11 protein-coding genes are annotated in these 13,309 nt (G+C 72.0%); 9 read left to right on the top strand and 2 right to left on the bottom strand.

The annotated features are described in order from the left end of the window. The first annotated feature begins 190 nt into the window (after positions 1 to 190). The 6 genes from AB0946_RS32855 (at position 191) to AB0946_RS32830 (ending at position 7,371) form a co-directional block, all read left to right on the top strand. Positions 191 to 2,110 carry a PQQ-binding-like beta-propeller repeat protein gene (locus AB0946_RS32855; RefSeq protein WP_366764324.1) on the top strand — a complete coding sequence of 640 codons (1,920 nt, stop codon included), beginning with the start codon at positions 191 to 193 and terminating at the stop codon, positions 2,108 to 2,110. Beyond that, complete coding sequence (locus tag AB0946_RS32850) at positions 2,107 to 3,381, top strand: MFS transporter (RefSeq protein ID WP_366764323.1); 1,275 nt, start codon at positions 2,107 to 2,109, stop codon at positions 3,379 to 3,381. The genes AB0946_RS32855 and AB0946_RS32850 overlap by 4 nt, the downstream gene beginning before the upstream one ends. Positions 3,382 to 3,393: 12 nt before the next feature. Continuing rightward, the gene (gene ribA / locus AB0946_RS32845; RefSeq protein ID WP_356348800.1) at positions 3,394 to 4,098 is read left to right on the top strand and encodes a GTP cyclohydrolase II; all 705 of its coding nucleotides are present in this window, start codon (positions 3,394 to 3,396) and stop codon (positions 4,096 to 4,098) included. Next, positions 4,095 to 5,804: a WD40 repeat domain-containing protein gene (locus AB0946_RS32840; protein ID WP_366764322.1), complete on the top strand. Its 1,710-nt coding sequence runs from the start codon at positions 4,095 to 4,097 to the stop codon at positions 5,802 to 5,804. The genes ribA and AB0946_RS32840 overlap by 4 nt, the downstream gene beginning before the upstream one ends. Then, entirely contained in the window at positions 5,801 to 6,817 is a 1,017-nt protein-coding gene (locus AB0946_RS32835; RefSeq protein WP_366764321.1) for an SUMF1/EgtB/PvdO family nonheme iron enzyme, read from the top strand. Before AB0946_RS32840 ends, AB0946_RS32835 begins: the two co-directional genes overlap by 4 nt. A 98-nt stretch (positions 6,818 to 6,915) precedes the next feature. Continuing rightward, complete coding sequence (locus AB0946_RS32830; RefSeq protein WP_366764319.1) at positions 6,916 to 7,371, top strand: luciferase family protein; 456 nt, start codon at positions 6,916 to 6,918, stop codon at positions 7,369 to 7,371. A gap of 34 nt (positions 7,372 to 7,405) precedes the next feature. Here the strand turns inward: AB0946_RS32830 and AB0946_RS32825 are convergent, their stop codons facing one another. After that, the gene (locus AB0946_RS32825) at positions 7,406 to 7,822 is read right to left on the bottom strand and encodes a hypothetical protein (protein WP_366764318.1); all 417 of its coding nucleotides are present in this window, start codon (positions 7,820 to 7,822) and stop codon (positions 7,406 to 7,408) included. 118 nt (positions 7,823 to 7,940) lie between these two features. Between AB0946_RS32825 and AB0946_RS32820 the strand changes: the two genes are divergently transcribed. Continuing rightward, positions 7,941 to 8,081, top strand: a complete 141-nt coding sequence (locus AB0946_RS32820; protein ID WP_366764317.1) for a hypothetical protein — start codon at positions 7,941 to 7,943, stop codon at positions 8,079 to 8,081. Between the two features lie 34 nt (positions 8,082 to 8,115). Next, the gene (locus AB0946_RS32815) at positions 8,116 to 8,751 is read left to right on the top strand and encodes a hypothetical protein (protein WP_366764316.1); all 636 of its coding nucleotides are present in this window, start codon (positions 8,116 to 8,118) and stop codon (positions 8,749 to 8,751) included. A 57-nt stretch (positions 8,752 to 8,808) separates the two neighbouring features. On the opposite strand, the gene AB0946_RS32810 is transcribed toward AB0946_RS32815, so the two are convergent. Next, on the bottom strand, positions 8,809 to 11,838 hold the full coding sequence (locus tag AB0946_RS32810; RefSeq protein ID WP_366764315.1) for a BTAD domain-containing putative transcriptional regulator: 3,030 nt from the start codon (positions 11,836 to 11,838) through the stop codon (positions 8,809 to 8,811). Positions 11,839 to 12,583: 745 nt separating this feature from the next. Between AB0946_RS32810 and AB0946_RS32805 the strand changes: the two genes are divergently transcribed. Further along, positions 12,584 to 13,288: a hypothetical protein gene (locus AB0946_RS32805; protein WP_366764314.1), complete on the top strand. Its 705-nt coding sequence runs from the start codon at positions 12,584 to 12,586 to the stop codon at positions 13,286 to 13,288. Positions 13,289 to 13,309 lie beyond the last annotated feature (21 nt).

Genomic DNA, 13,309 nt, shown 5'->3' with positions numbered 1-13,309 from the left:
TGCGTCCTCACCCTGTAACGCAGTGAGGAATCGCCCCCTGGGGCCGGGTCACCCCAGCCCCGGGGGGCACGTCCACGTTCACCGCAGGTCGGCTCGTGATGCGCCGGCGCGGCCTTCTTTCTTGCTTCTCATTTCCTTGCTCACTCTTTTGTTGCCGCTTCAGCCCGTCCGACAGGAGTGGAGTCTCACCATGGAGATCCCCGAGATCCCCGAACGGATCACACGGATCGTCAGCCTGCCCGGCCGCGGGCTCTTGGCCTGTGACGTCCGCGGTGGCCTGCACCGCCTCGACCACGACCTGACCCTGCGCCGGTCGTCCGGTCTGCCCGCCGTGGCGCAGGACCCGGCCGGCTGCCCGGTGTACGGTGTCGCCCTCGCCGGCGACTGGATCATCACCCGGGACAAGACCGGAACCATCTGCCGCTGGCACGCCGACACGCTGCGCCTGGCCGACCGCCTGGACGCCCGCACCACCGCCGACCGCTCCCTGCTGCTGGAGGGCGAACAGCCCTCTCCCACGATGCTGCGCGGCATCGGCGTGTGGAACGGCAAGGCGTACGTGGACAACGGCTACTTCCAGGTCGTCGTACTGGACGTCGAGACCTTCACCGTCGAGCGCATCGTGCCCTGGCCCCACGGCTACGACATGCTCGAGTGGTTCTGCACCGACGCCCCGGGCGTACACGCCGTCGCCGACCGGCACGGGTGCGTGCACCTCGGCTCGCTGGAGGAGTGGTCGTTCCCCACCACGGTGCGCATCGACACCTCCAACGTGCACCGCGTCGTCTACGACGCCCGGCACCACCGCTTCTGGGCCATCGGCGACGCCGGCATCGGCGACACCCACAACGTCTCCAACGGCGTGGTCACCATCGGGCTCGACGGCACGGTCGACCAGCGCATGCACTTCGCCCGCAACGACGTCGAAGGACTCGTCTTCTCACCGGACTTCGCCACCGCCTACATCGGCGGCTTCGACGGGGAACTGCTCCTGTTCGACAACACCACCCCCGAACTGACCGTCCGCAAGCGGGTCACCGGCTTCAGCCACCAGATCATCGACGTCACCATCGACGAGGAGGGGCGCGTCTACACCCTCACCCAGGACGGCGAGATCACGGCGCTGTCCCCGGAGGGCGAGATGCTGCACCGGCTCGACTACTCCCGCCAGTGTGTGTGGGACCTGCACCCGCTGCCCGGTGACCCCACCACCGTCCTGGCCGCCACCGACGACGGAACCGCCGTGGTGCGCCTCGACACCCGCGGCGAACACGCCCGGCTGGACTTGGTCGACGAGTATCACGGCGCGCCGGGCTTCGCCCGCCGGGCCGAGCCGTGTGGCGACGACCGGGTGGCGATCTTCTGGCCCGACACGGTGCGCCGGTTCACCCCCGACGGCACCACCGTGTGGGAGGCCCGCCTGCCCGGCATCGTCCACACCGTCTCGGTCTCGCCGGACCACGGCCGCGTCCTGGTGGCCTGCAACGCCGGCGGCTTCGAGTTCGACGCGACCACCGGCCGGCAGCTGCTGCACGTGGACGATCTGCCCGCGAGCGCGTGGGCGTCGGCCTATCTGCCGGACGGCCGACGGGTGTTGGGCTGCCGTACCGGCCGGCTCGCGGCCTACGACGAGAGCGGCCGCGTCTCCTGGGAGACGGAACTGGAGAGCTACCCCAAGCGGCTGCTGGTCGACGGCGACCGGCTGTGCGTCACCGGGGGCGGCGGCGTCAAGGAACTGGTCGTCGGCGAGGACAAGCCGCGGCGGCAGTTCGTGGAACTGCTCGACAACACGGCCGAGAACTGCGCGCTGATCGACGGCACGATGTGCGTGGTCACCTACGGCATGCAGATCGCCGCCTACGATCACGGCAGCGGCGAACTGCTCGCCCTGCACGAGGACTTGCCCGACTTCCCCAAGGGGATGACCGCGCTGCGCGGCGCCGACGGCCGGGCGTACGTGGTGGTCGGCGGCCGGGGCGGCTACCTGCGCCTGTACCGGCTCGACCGCAGCGGCGAGGGTCCGGTGCTGACCGTGCTGCGCGACCTGTGGCTGCCGCGCTCCTCCGGCGCCCGCCCCTTCCCCGCCGCGGCCGGCGCTGCACGGCCGTGACCACGGCCGGCCGGGTGCGCTCCGGGCACGGCACCGCCCGCGGCGACGAGGTGGTGGAGCCCTCCCCGTTCACCGAGCGCCCCTTCCTCGTCTTCGCCGCCGGCAACGCCGTCAACAACGTCGGCGAGGCCCTCTACGCGACCGCGCTGCCGCTGCTGGCGTACCGGCTGACCGGCTCGCTGACGGTGATGGCGTGGCTGGCCGCCGCCGTGCCGATCAGCATGCTCCTCGCCCCCTGGTTCGGCTCGGTGGCCGACCGGCGCGGCACGTCCGGCCTCGTCCTGTACGGGCTGCTTGCGCAGGCGTCGGCGGCCCTGGCGATGAACCTGCTGCTGTGGAGGGGCCGTCCGCAGACCTGGACGCTGTTCGTGTGCGCCCTGGTGGTGGCGGCCGGCGGGGTCGCCTACCGGACCGGCTGGATGACGGACGTACCCGTGATGTTCCCGCGCTGCCCGGCGCGGGCCCGCGGCACCCTCAACAGCCTGTACCTCGCCACCACCCTGGCCGGGCCGGTCCTGGTCGCCGCGAGCCTGCCGTGGCTCGGCTACCTGGGCGTGCTGTGGCTGAACCTGCCGACGTTCTTCGCACCGCTGGCGGTGTGGGCGGCGGGCGTGCGTCCACCGCGCCGCGCCGCCGCCGGCGTCCGGCGGCACGAACCCGCGCGCCTGCGCAAGGTCTGGCACGACGTCACCGCCGACCGGCGCATCGCCGTCACGCTCGTCCTGCAGATGGTGCTGGAAGCCGTTTGCGGCACCGGCCTGACGTCCCTGGTCCTCTTCGAACTGCGCCACTCCTGGCGGCTGTCCGGGCAGCAGGCCGGCTGGGTCGTCGCCGCCGTCAACCTGAGCCTGCTGACCGGCAACCTACTCGTCTCGCAGCGCCGACGGCTGCGCCCCAGAACGCTGCTGCCCGTGGCCCTCGCCGCCCGCGCGGTGTCCCTGGCCCTGCTGGCGTTGCCGGTGTGGCCGTTGTTCCTCACCGCACTGGTCCTCGGAGCCGTCGCCCAGGGCGCACTGCTGGCCGCCGTGGTGATGCTGCGGGTGCGCTACCTGCCGCAGGCCGTCATGGGCCGGGCCTCGGGCCTGATGTGGCTGCTGACCGGATCCGCCGCGCTGCTGTCCCCTGTTGTGATCCCCCCGCTCGACCATGTTGCGGGCCCGCACGCCACGTTCCTGGCGCTCGGCGCCGTCTCGTCGGTGGTGATGGTCCACCTGTACCGCGCCCGCACCGCCTGGACCCCGACGAACCCGGCGACGACCGAGCCGGCCTAGGAGGAGGAAGACATGCCCCATATATCCGGCGACACCCGCACCACTGGCCTCCGGTCCCCCTCCGTGCCCGGGCGGCGGCACCGCGACGGCGCCGGTGACCCGCCGCCGCGGGCGGAGGTGCGCCAGAGCGTGCGCATCCCCCTCTACCCGGCGACTGGAGAGCCGATCACCGCCCAGGTCATGACCTTCCGCGGACTGGTGGACGGGCGTGAGCACCTGGCGCTGCGCCTGGGGAGCGTCCAGGACGGCGTGCCGCTGGTGCGGGTGCACTCCGAGTGCCTGACCGGCGACGTGTTCGGCTCCGCCCGCTGCGACTGCGGCCCCCAGCTGCGCGAGGCCCTGCGCATGATCGACACCGCCGGCGGGCTGCTGCTGTACCTGCGTCAGGAAGGGCGCGGCATCGGCCTGTACAACAAGCTCGACGCGTACGGGTTGCAGGACCGCGGCCTGGACACCTACGAGGCCAACCGGGCCCTGGGACTGGGCGAGGACATGCGCGACTACGCGGCGGCCGCGCAGATGCTGCTCGCTCTGGGGCACGAAGAGATCGACCTGCTCACCAACAACCCCAACAAGTGCGAGCAGCTGCGCCGTTACGGCATCCGGGTGCGGCGCACCGTCGCCACGGGCGTCTTCGTCAACCCGCACAACACCGGCTACCTGACGGCGAAGGTCGCCCGCACCTCGCACACCATCCGACTGGAGGAGTCAGCGTGATACGCCATCATGGGCCGATCAGCGGCGTCGCGGCCTTCGGCGGCGCGTACGTGGCCACGGCCGGCTACGACAACCAGGTCATCCTGTGGGACGTGGCGGCACGGGTACCGCTCGCCCGCGCGGTCCACGACCACCTGGCCAACCAGGTCGCCTTCAGCCCCGACGGGACGCTGCTGCTGACCTCGTCGAGCGACTACACCGCCCGGCTGTGGTCGGTGCCCGACCTGAAGCTGCAAGCCGTCCTGAGCGACCACAAGGACGACGTGGAGATGTCCGTCTTCCACCCCACCCGGGACCTGGTCGCCACCGCCTCCCGGGACCACCTGGTGCGGGTGTACGACCTCACGGGCACGCTGGTGGCCCGGTTCGAGGGACACACCGCCGACGTCATCTCCGTCGCCTGGCTGGGGGAGGGCGACGAACTGCTGACCTCCAGCGACGACGGCACCGTCAAGCGCTGGTCCCTGACGGCCGGCGGCATGGTCGGCGAGGTCGACCTCGGTGGTGTGGAGACCGACACCATCGCGATCACCCGGGCCGGCGTGGTGTACGCGGGCAATGACGACGGCGAGATCATCACCATCGCCGACGGCCGCACCGGCAAGGCCCCCGCCCACGAGGCCGGCATCAAGCGACTGGTGTACAACGCGGCCACGGAGTCCCTGGTCAGCCTCAGCTACGACCGCACCCTGCGGGTATGGGACGCCTCCGACGCGGACGCCGGGCTCCGGCTCACGCACACCGCCGAGTTCCCCGCCGAGGTGTGGGCCCGCTCGTGCGCCTTCCTCGACGACTCCACGCTCGTCTTCGGCACCTTCGGCTCGTCCTACGCCGTGTACCGCGTCACCGACGGCACCTGGGACCTGACGGGAGTGGAGCCCACCGCGTGCGTCAACGCCGTCGTCACCACCGCCGACGGCGCGGTCTGGACGACCGGCGACGCCGGAATCGTATGGGTCGACGGACAGCAGCGCGCCGCCACCGGAAGCCTGTGCAACTTCCTCGTGGAGGTCGGCGACCGTGTCCTGACCGGCGGCCAGCTCGGCCGGGTCTTCGACGCCCGCGACGGCCGCGTCCTGCACCAGCACCGCTCACCGCTGAACTGCGCGGCCGCCTTCACCCGCGACGGCGTGCCGCACGTGGTGGTCGGCGCCTACACGGGAGAGGGCCTGGTGTTCGCCGTCCGCGAGGGACAGGACCCCGAGCACGTGGCGACACTGCCGCTGCACACCAACGCGGTCAAGGGCGTCGCGGTCTCCGGTGACACGCTGTTCGCCGTGTGCGCGGACGCCTCGGTGTCCTGGTTCTCCCTGGAGACGTTCACCGAGACCGGCCGCGTCGACGAGGCCCACGCGCGCATCGCGAACGGCTGCGCCCCGCTGCCGGGCGGCCGCTTCGCCAGCGTCAGCCGGGACCTGACCCTGCGGATCTGGGACGGCCGCACCAGCCGCACCGTGCCCACGCCGCACGACCACTCCGTCAAGTGCGTCGCCGCCTCCACGGACGGCCGCCTGGTGGCGACGGGTTCGTACGCGGGCACGGTGGCCGTGTACGACGTGACCACCGGGGACTGGCCGCACGTATGGCGGCCCACCACGGCGGGCATCTCCAGCCTGCACTACGACGCTGCCCGCGGCCGGTTCCTCGCCTCCTCCTACGACGGCCGGGTCTACCCCCTCCAGCCGCAGCCGGAGCCGGTTCCATGACCGCGGCCGGCACCCTCGCGGTCAACCCCAACGAACTGGACGACCGCACGGCGATGGGGCTGCCCGCGGCCTTCACCGACCGCGTCGACCAGGACCGGCTGCGGCAGCTGACCCGCTCGCTCGCGGGCAAGGACCCGCAGGAGCTGGCCGCGCGGGTGGCCGACCCGGAGGCCGACTGGCTGCTCCGGCTGGCCGCGGGCCAACTCCTCGCCCTGCTCGGCGATCCCCGCATCGACCCGGCGGCACCGGCGATGGCGGACGTCCCGGCCGCCCGGGTGCGGCTGGGCCTGCCGGCCGACCGGGTCGACGCCGTCGCGGCCGCCTGGCGGCACGTGGGCGTCACGCGCGCGTGGATCGCGAAGGAGGCACCGCAGTACGACGCCGACATCGCCGCCTTCCGCATCGCCCGCTACCCCGTCACCAACGAGGAGTACCGGCTGTTCCTGGCCGAGAACCCGAAGGCCGGGCTGCCCACCTCCTGGCGCTTCGGCGTGTACCCCGCCCACCTGGCCAACCACCCGGTGTGGAGCGTGTCCCCGCAGGACGCCGACGCGTACGCGGCCTGGCTCGCCCGCCGCACCGGGCGGCTCTTCAGGCTGCCGACCGAGGCGGAATGGGAGTACGCGGCCTCGGGCGGTGACGGGCGGGCCTACCCGTGGGGCGAGGAACCCGGCGAGGACCTGGCCAACACCGTGGAGTACGGACCCCTGGCCACCACCCCGGTCGGCATGTACCCGGCAGGACGCAGCCCGTTCGGCGCGTACGACATGGCCGGCAACGTCGAGGAGTACGTCGCCGACGACTACCGCCCCTACCCGGGCGGTCAGTACGTCGACGACGACTTGCACGCGGACACCGACGCCACCTACCGGGTGGCCCGCGGTGGCAGCTTCACCCGCTACGCGGACCTCGCCCGCTGCCGCCGCCGGCACGGCTGGTACCGGCGCGACATCTACGCCATGGGCTTCCGCCTCGCCGAAACACCGCCCGCCCCGGGCATCGCGGCCGGGTGAGGATCGTGAGCCGCCATCCGTGTCCGCTGCCGCGCACGGCGGCGATGTGCAGGGTGCCGCCGTGACCGGCAGCCGAACGGGGAGAGGGTGAACGCCGGATGCCTCTGCCGTTACGCCGGGGCGCCGCCCCGCTGGTCGTGACCGGTGATCCGGTGGAGCAGCTGACCGACCCGGCACCGGCCGAGCTCAGACAGCGGCTCGTCGACGCCGTCGCCGCACTCGACGGGGTCCGCACGGGTCCCTCGTACGTCTGCGTACGGGGGACCTGCGCGTTCCATCTCGCGCCGGTCCTCGCCCATGGGCCGGCCGAGGCGTTCCTGGCCGGTTCGGAGTTCGGGCACGTGCATCCGCCGTACGACGGCAGCGTGCACCTGATGCTGCCCGGCCGGTGGGCGCGGCGGGCGGTCGCGGCGGGGTGGGGCGTGACCGTCGTACCGCGCGGTTCGCTGCTGCTCTTCGGCCCGCGTGACGATGAGGAGTCGGCCGTCGTCGAACTCCTTCTGACGCAGGCGTACTTGTACGCGCGCGGGGAGGCGTGCCACCTGCCGCGCTGACTCAGCTCCGGTGGTGAGGCAGAGCCGGTGCCGGTCATCGGGGGTCGGTTCGCTCCGCCGGCGAGCCGGGGAGGACTCCGTCGGCGCCGGGCATGCCGACGGTGAAGAGAGGCATGCGATCGCCCGCGGAGACGGGCAGGAGTGCGGCGGCGGAGGCACCGGACGTCCGCGCGGTGACCTCAGGGAAGCCGTCCTCGTCGGTGACGGAGCCGAGGATACGGCCGTCCTCGACCTGCCGGAGACCGCGGGTAACGGCCCGGTTTCGCGGGTCCGGGCCACCGCCTGCGCGCACGGCCGGCTGCTGCTGCCGTGGACGTACGGCCAGGTGATCGATCTCGGCGTCCCCGGCGATCGCCGCCACTGCCCGCCGCCAGGCCGCCACGCCCTCGCCGTGCTGGCCGACGGTGTCCTCCGTGCCGGTGCACGACGCGTGTTCGTCGCGGTCGGACACCGGAGCGAGGGGCTCTGAGCTGCCGGGTAACCGGGCGGTATCGGACCGGGATGTCGTCGGGATCAGTCGGTTGCACGGTGGTGGCACATCGAGAACGGGCAACTGAAAGGAACGCGACATGCGCTGGTTGGGACGTGGAGCAGTGGCCGTGGTCATGGCGGCGGTGATCGGCTGGGCGGGTACGGCGGAATCCGCCCGCGCGCACACCGTCGACGGCCGCAGCCTGGTCCTGGCCACCGATGTCGGCCCCACTCACTGACAGCCGTCGCGCCCCGGGCCGGGAGGAGACCGTGATGACGGTGCACCAAGAGCGGTTTCCGCTGATTCTCCTGCCGGGACCGGACACCCCGACGACGGAGGTGAGCGGTCTGGTCCGTGCCCTGCCCGCCGCCCTCCGACCGGTCGTGCCGCGCCCCGGCACAGGGGCGTCCACCCCGCCCGGCCCGCCGGAGGTCCTCGCCCGTCAGGTACGCGACGCGGGTGTGTGCGGCCCCTTCGCGGTGCACGGCTGGGGAACCGGTGCCCATCTGGGCCTCGCGCTGGCAGGGGTGTTCGAGCGGGCGCTCGGGCACGCCGTCTGCACCACCCTGTTCGTGTCGGACGCGGTCGCCCCCGGTCGTACCACGACGTCGCCGGTCCCGACCCATGTGCGTCGCACGGTCACCGAGAGTCGGCTCGTGGTCTGCACCGACCGGACGTCGGCGCGGTCCGACGGAGCCGGTCTGCAAGCGTGGTGCCGCCACTCCACGTCCGGCACGGAGTTCGTCACGCTGCCCTCGGGCCCGCGGGCGGCCCGTGCGGCAGCCCTGTCCCGGCTGATCGCCGCACGGCTGCTCCCGGCCGCGGGCCGCCCGTCCGCGACACGGGCGGCCCGGAGGGTGACGGCGGACGTGCCGGGCGGTGACGTCGTGGCCGGCTCCGCGCCCTGACCGCCGAATCCGTCACCACCCGCCCGCTTCCGGCCGCCGCGCCCTGACGCGTCACACTCAGGGCCCGGCGGCCGGGTCCATTTCCGGCCTCGTGTCCAGCGCCATCGCCGCGGCGTGCTCCTGCGCCGCCAGGACGTGCCCGTCGGCGGCGGTCCCGTCGCCCAGGGCACGCAGCGACTGGGCCAGCCCCTGGTGCGCCCGGACCATCTCCGTGCGCAGCCCGATGCCCGTGGCCCGCTCCAGCGCGGCCCGGTGGCGGTCCACGGACCGCCGGTGCTCCCCGCGCGCACCGTCGATCCGGCCCAGCACGTTCTCGGCCGCGGCCTGTCTGGCCTGCGAGCCGTGGCCGCGGGCCAGGTCCAGCGCGTTCACCGCGTGCTCGTGAGCCGTGTCCGGGCGTCCCGACCGCAGTTCCGCCTCGGCCAGGTTGCACAGCACCAGCGAGGTCAGCGCCGGTGCGCGCAGCGGTTCGCACAGCGTCCGCGCCCGGTCGAGGCACTCGGCCGCCGCATCGAGCCGCTCCAGGCCGAGATGGGCGAGCGACAGATTGGCCAACGCGGTCACCTCGATCCCCGCGTCACCTGTGTCGCGGGCCAGTGCGGCGGCCCGCTGTCCGGCCTGCACGGCCTCGGGCAGACGCCCCAGGCGCTCCCTGGCGAAGCACAGGTTGGCCAGGGCCTGCGCCTCCTCCCGGGCGGATCCGAGTGCGCGGTGCGCCTCGCTCGCACGCGCCAGGTATCCGACGGCCTCCCGCAGGCGTCCGACGCTGGTGCACAGCACCCCGATCCGGCTCAGGCAGGCGGCCTCGATGCGGGGGTCCTCCAGCGTGGCGGTGATCTCCAGCGCCTCCTCGGACGAGGCGATGCCCTCCTGGAACAGATCACGCTGCCACTGCGCGACCGCCTGGTTGATCAGCGATACGCACAGCAGCTCCGGATCGCCCTCCTTGCGGGCGCTGTCCACGGCCAGCCGTGCCGTGTGCTCGAAATCGGAGAAGTGGTTCTGGGCATGCAGATGGAAGCCGACGCCGCGACTGAGCCACGCGGCGTGCCGGTGCAGGCCGTGCTGGTCGGCGAGATGGACGACCGCCACAACGTTTCGCCACTCCTGGGCGAACCACCGCTGCGCCTCCTCGGGGCGCAGGGCCGGTGCCGCCACCGCCTCGGTCGGCGGAGCGCAGTTGTAGCGCACCCGTCCGGGAAACAGGGCGTCACACGCGCGTTCCAGGTCGGTCATCATGCGCGCGGCCAGTCGCCGCACCGCGGCGGAGCGCTGTGGGGCGTCGTCGGCCGGCAGGGTATGGGCGAAGCTGTGCACCAGGTCGTGGAAGGAGTACCGGCCGAACTCGAACTCCTGCAGCATGTGCACGTCCAGCAAGTACTCCAGGACCCGCTCGGCGCTGTGCGGATCGGTGTCCAGGAGGGCGGCGGCGACCGGCACCGCGAAATCGACTCCCGGGTACTGGCTCAACAGCCTGAAATGGGCGCGGTGTTCAGGTGTCATGGCGTCGTACGACATCCGCAGGGCCGTCGCGACGCTGCGGTCTCCGGACTCCAGCTCGCCCATGATGCGCCCGTCGTCGCCGAGCCGCTCGGTCAGGTGGCGCAGCGTCCAGTGGGGACGCTTGCGCAGGCGGGCGGCGGACACCCGCAGGGCGAGCGGAAGCCGGCCGCACAGCTGGACCAGGTGCGCGGCGGCGTCCGGTTCGGCGGCCACCCGGTCGGCGCCGAGGATGCTGCGCACCATCTCGACGCTGTCCTCCTCGGACAGCAGCCCCAGGGAGAGCCCTTCGGCGCCCTCCAGTTCGGGCAGCCGGACCCGGCTGGTGATCAGGACCAGACTGCCGGGGGAGGCGGGCAGGAGCGGGCGTACCTGTGCCGCGTCGACAGCGTTGTCCAGAACCAGCAGCAGCCGTCGGCGGGCGCTGATGACCCGCCACAGCGCGACGCGGCTGAGCACATCGTCGGGCACGGACTTACCGGGCACCCCCATCGCCCGCAGCAGTACGCCGAGCGCCGTCGCCGGGGAGAGGGGTTCCTCCCCGGGGGTGAAGCCGCGGAGGTCGACGTAGAGCTGCCCGTCGGGATAGGTGTCGGCGAGCCGGTGTGCCGCGTGCACGACCAGGGCCGTCTTGCCGCTTCCGCCCATTCCGTCGACGAGCAGGATGTGCGGGCTGGTGCGGCCGCCGGCGGGGGACGGTGCGGCGACGAGTCGCTGTATCTCCTCGTGGCGGCCGGTGAAGTCCGCGAGGTCGTACGGCAGTGTGCAGGGGGCGGCCCCGGTGACGGCGAACGGCGGCTCGGCGGTGTCGCGGGCGAGCGGTGGGGCGTCCAGTTCCGGGTCGGCGCGCAGGATCTGCTCGTACAGAGCGGCCAGTTTGGGACCGGGCATGATGCCGAGTTCCTCCGCCAGCGAGGTCCGCAGCCGCGTGTACTCCTCCAGCGCCTCCGCCTGTCGTCCGGCGCGGTAGAGGGCGAGCAGCAGGTGGCCCCGCAGCACCTCCCGGTAGGGGTGCGCGGTGACGGCCTCGCGCAGTTCGCCGATGAGCCCGCTCGCCTCGCCGAGGTCGAGGCGCAGTTCGAAGCACTGCTCGGTGGCGGTCAGGCGTTTCTCTTCCCACGCGGCCGCGGCGGCGTCGATGAGGGAGCCTCCCGTGCCGCCGAGGATGGGTCCACGCCAGACGTCCAGTCCGGCTTTCAACTGCATGACAGCGTTTTCAAGAAGGCCTTCGGTGCGGGCTTCCTGCGCGCGCCGCAACCGGATGTCGAACATCCGCAGATCCAACTGGCCGTCCTCGATCATCACGCGGTAGCCCGGTGGTCCGGTGACGATGAGCTCGTGCCCGGACGGTAACCGCCGGCGCAGTTCGGCGACCGCCTTGCGGACCTGGTGGACCGCTGTGGACGGCGGCTCCTCCTCCCAGACCGCCTCGATCAGCCGCGCGACGGGAACGATCCGTCCCGCCTCAAGCAACAGCATGGCGAGTACGCGTTCGTTGATAGGGCCACCAGGTCTGATCCGCCGGTCTCCCGCCCAGATCTCGAGGGGGCCGAGTACGTGGAAGCGCACATGAGGGGTGGAGTGCATGGCCGGTGCTCCAACTCGCGGTAAGTGCCACTGATTCCCCCGCAGGCCAGTTGCCTCATATGTCCGAACTGCTTGCTCGTTCAACCTACTTACCATTCCACGCTCCCGCCTCAGCCATGCACGTGCTGTTCACCGACCAGCGTCGGGAGGAGACCACCGCGCACCGGACCGCCTGGAAAGCCGGGGACGTGTCCGTGTGCGGCACACCCGCCATGCCGATGATGTTGCCCGCGAGGAAGCCGCGGCCGAAGCTGCCCGTCTCGAGCCGCCGCGCCGCCGGACCCGGACCCCGGCCAGGAACCGGTCCGGGGCCGCGACTGGTTCCGCCGGCGGCCCTGACGACGCCCTCCGCACCCGGTGCGAGCTCTTCCCCACCGTGCGCAGCTGCTCCCAGTCGGCCTCGGGGTGGGCGGGCACGACCGCGTCGACGCAGGCCGTGGTGTAGAGCGCGACGTTGACGGCCCCGGCCCGGCTCGTGCCGAAGCGGACCTCGATTGACTGCGGGAGTCCTACCCGGCCAATCCGCACCATGTGGTCGAACCCGGCTTCACCGGACCTCAGAGTGCAGCGATCTTCGGGCGGCCAGGCGACAGAGGTTCGAGGGCTGCACGGGGCATCGGGCCCTCCGGTGATCCGCCCCGCCGTGATCAAGCGTGGACTTCAACCCGCCACGTAGCGGCTCGGAAGGTGGCTCCGCTACCTTCCTTCTGTGGCTATGCGAGAAGAGTCCCGTCTTATTTACGCAGTGATCACCATGGAGGCTGACAATTTCTACTTTCGCCCGACTCGAATTGGCGAGCCTCAGAGGATCTACCTTCGGCTTGAGCGGGTAACTGGCCACGCGGCCTTAGAAGAAGAGTTACGCAAAGCCGGCGCGGAGCCTTTGCCGCATGACGAATACCATAGCGCCCGCAGCCTTCCGGACTATGCCGTCATCGCGGTTACTGCCGGGTCCGGTATTTGGCTCGCCCTGCGCGCTGCCATCCGGGGACTCGCCGAACGGCACAGACACAAGGGCTTCATCCTCGAACTGTCCGGCGGGCACACGATGAGCGCGGATGGACACTCGGCAAAGGAGGTCGCCCGCCTTCTGGTGGCAGCCGAGCAGCTGCTCGAACGTCAGAACCAGACCCAGGACCAGCACTTCGTCGCGGTGGACCGAGTCGCACGGCAACTGCTGGCCCATCGTGCCGATCTCGTCATCCCCGAGCCCTGGGGAGCACTCATCTCGGTCGACTCATCACTAGACGGAGTGGCCGCCCTCCTCGACGACTGCCGGACTACGCGCCAACGGCATGCTGTGGTCGGATTCCTGGCGGAGGTGGTGCGCGGCAATGGAAACCTGGAAGACATGGCCGGCCAATCGGTTGCCACCACGGCCGAAGCTCAGCAGGCCCTTGCTGCAGTGGCTGACGTCATCAGAGGCCTCCCTCGTGGGATTTTCGAGTGAGTCATGAACCCACTCACGATG

The organism is Streptomyces sp. NPDC046870, from assembly GCF_040704595.1.
Lineage (GTDB): Bacteria > Actinomycetota > Actinomycetes > Streptomycetales > Streptomycetaceae > Streptomyces > Streptomyces argyrophylli.
This window is presented reverse-complemented; position numbering and strand designations above follow the sequence as displayed.

Coding starts and splice junctions, on each gene's coding strand:
- AB0946_RS32855 (WP_366764324.1), top strand. CDS start 191: ATGGAGATCCCCGAGATCCCCGAACGGATCACACGGATCGTCAGCCTG.
- ribA (WP_356348800.1), top strand. CDS start 3,394: ATGCCCCATATATCCGGCGACACCCGCACCACTGGCCTCCGGTCCCCC.
- AB0946_RS32835 (WP_366764321.1), top strand. CDS start 5,801: ATGACCGCGGCCGGCACCCTCGCGGTCAACCCCAACGAACTGGACGAC.
- AB0946_RS32830 (WP_366764319.1), top strand. CDS start 6,916: ATGCCTCTGCCGTTACGCCGGGGCGCCGCCCCGCTGGTCGTGACCGGT.
- AB0946_RS32820 (WP_366764317.1), top strand. CDS start 7,941: ATGCGCTGGTTGGGACGTGGAGCAGTGGCCGTGGTCATGGCGGCGGTG.
- AB0946_RS32815 (WP_366764316.1), top strand. CDS start 8,116: ATGACGGTGCACCAAGAGCGGTTTCCGCTGATTCTCCTGCCGGGACCG.
- AB0946_RS32810 (WP_366764315.1), bottom strand. CDS start 11,838: ATGCACTCCACCCCTCATGTGCGCTTCCACGTACTCGGCCCCCTCGAG.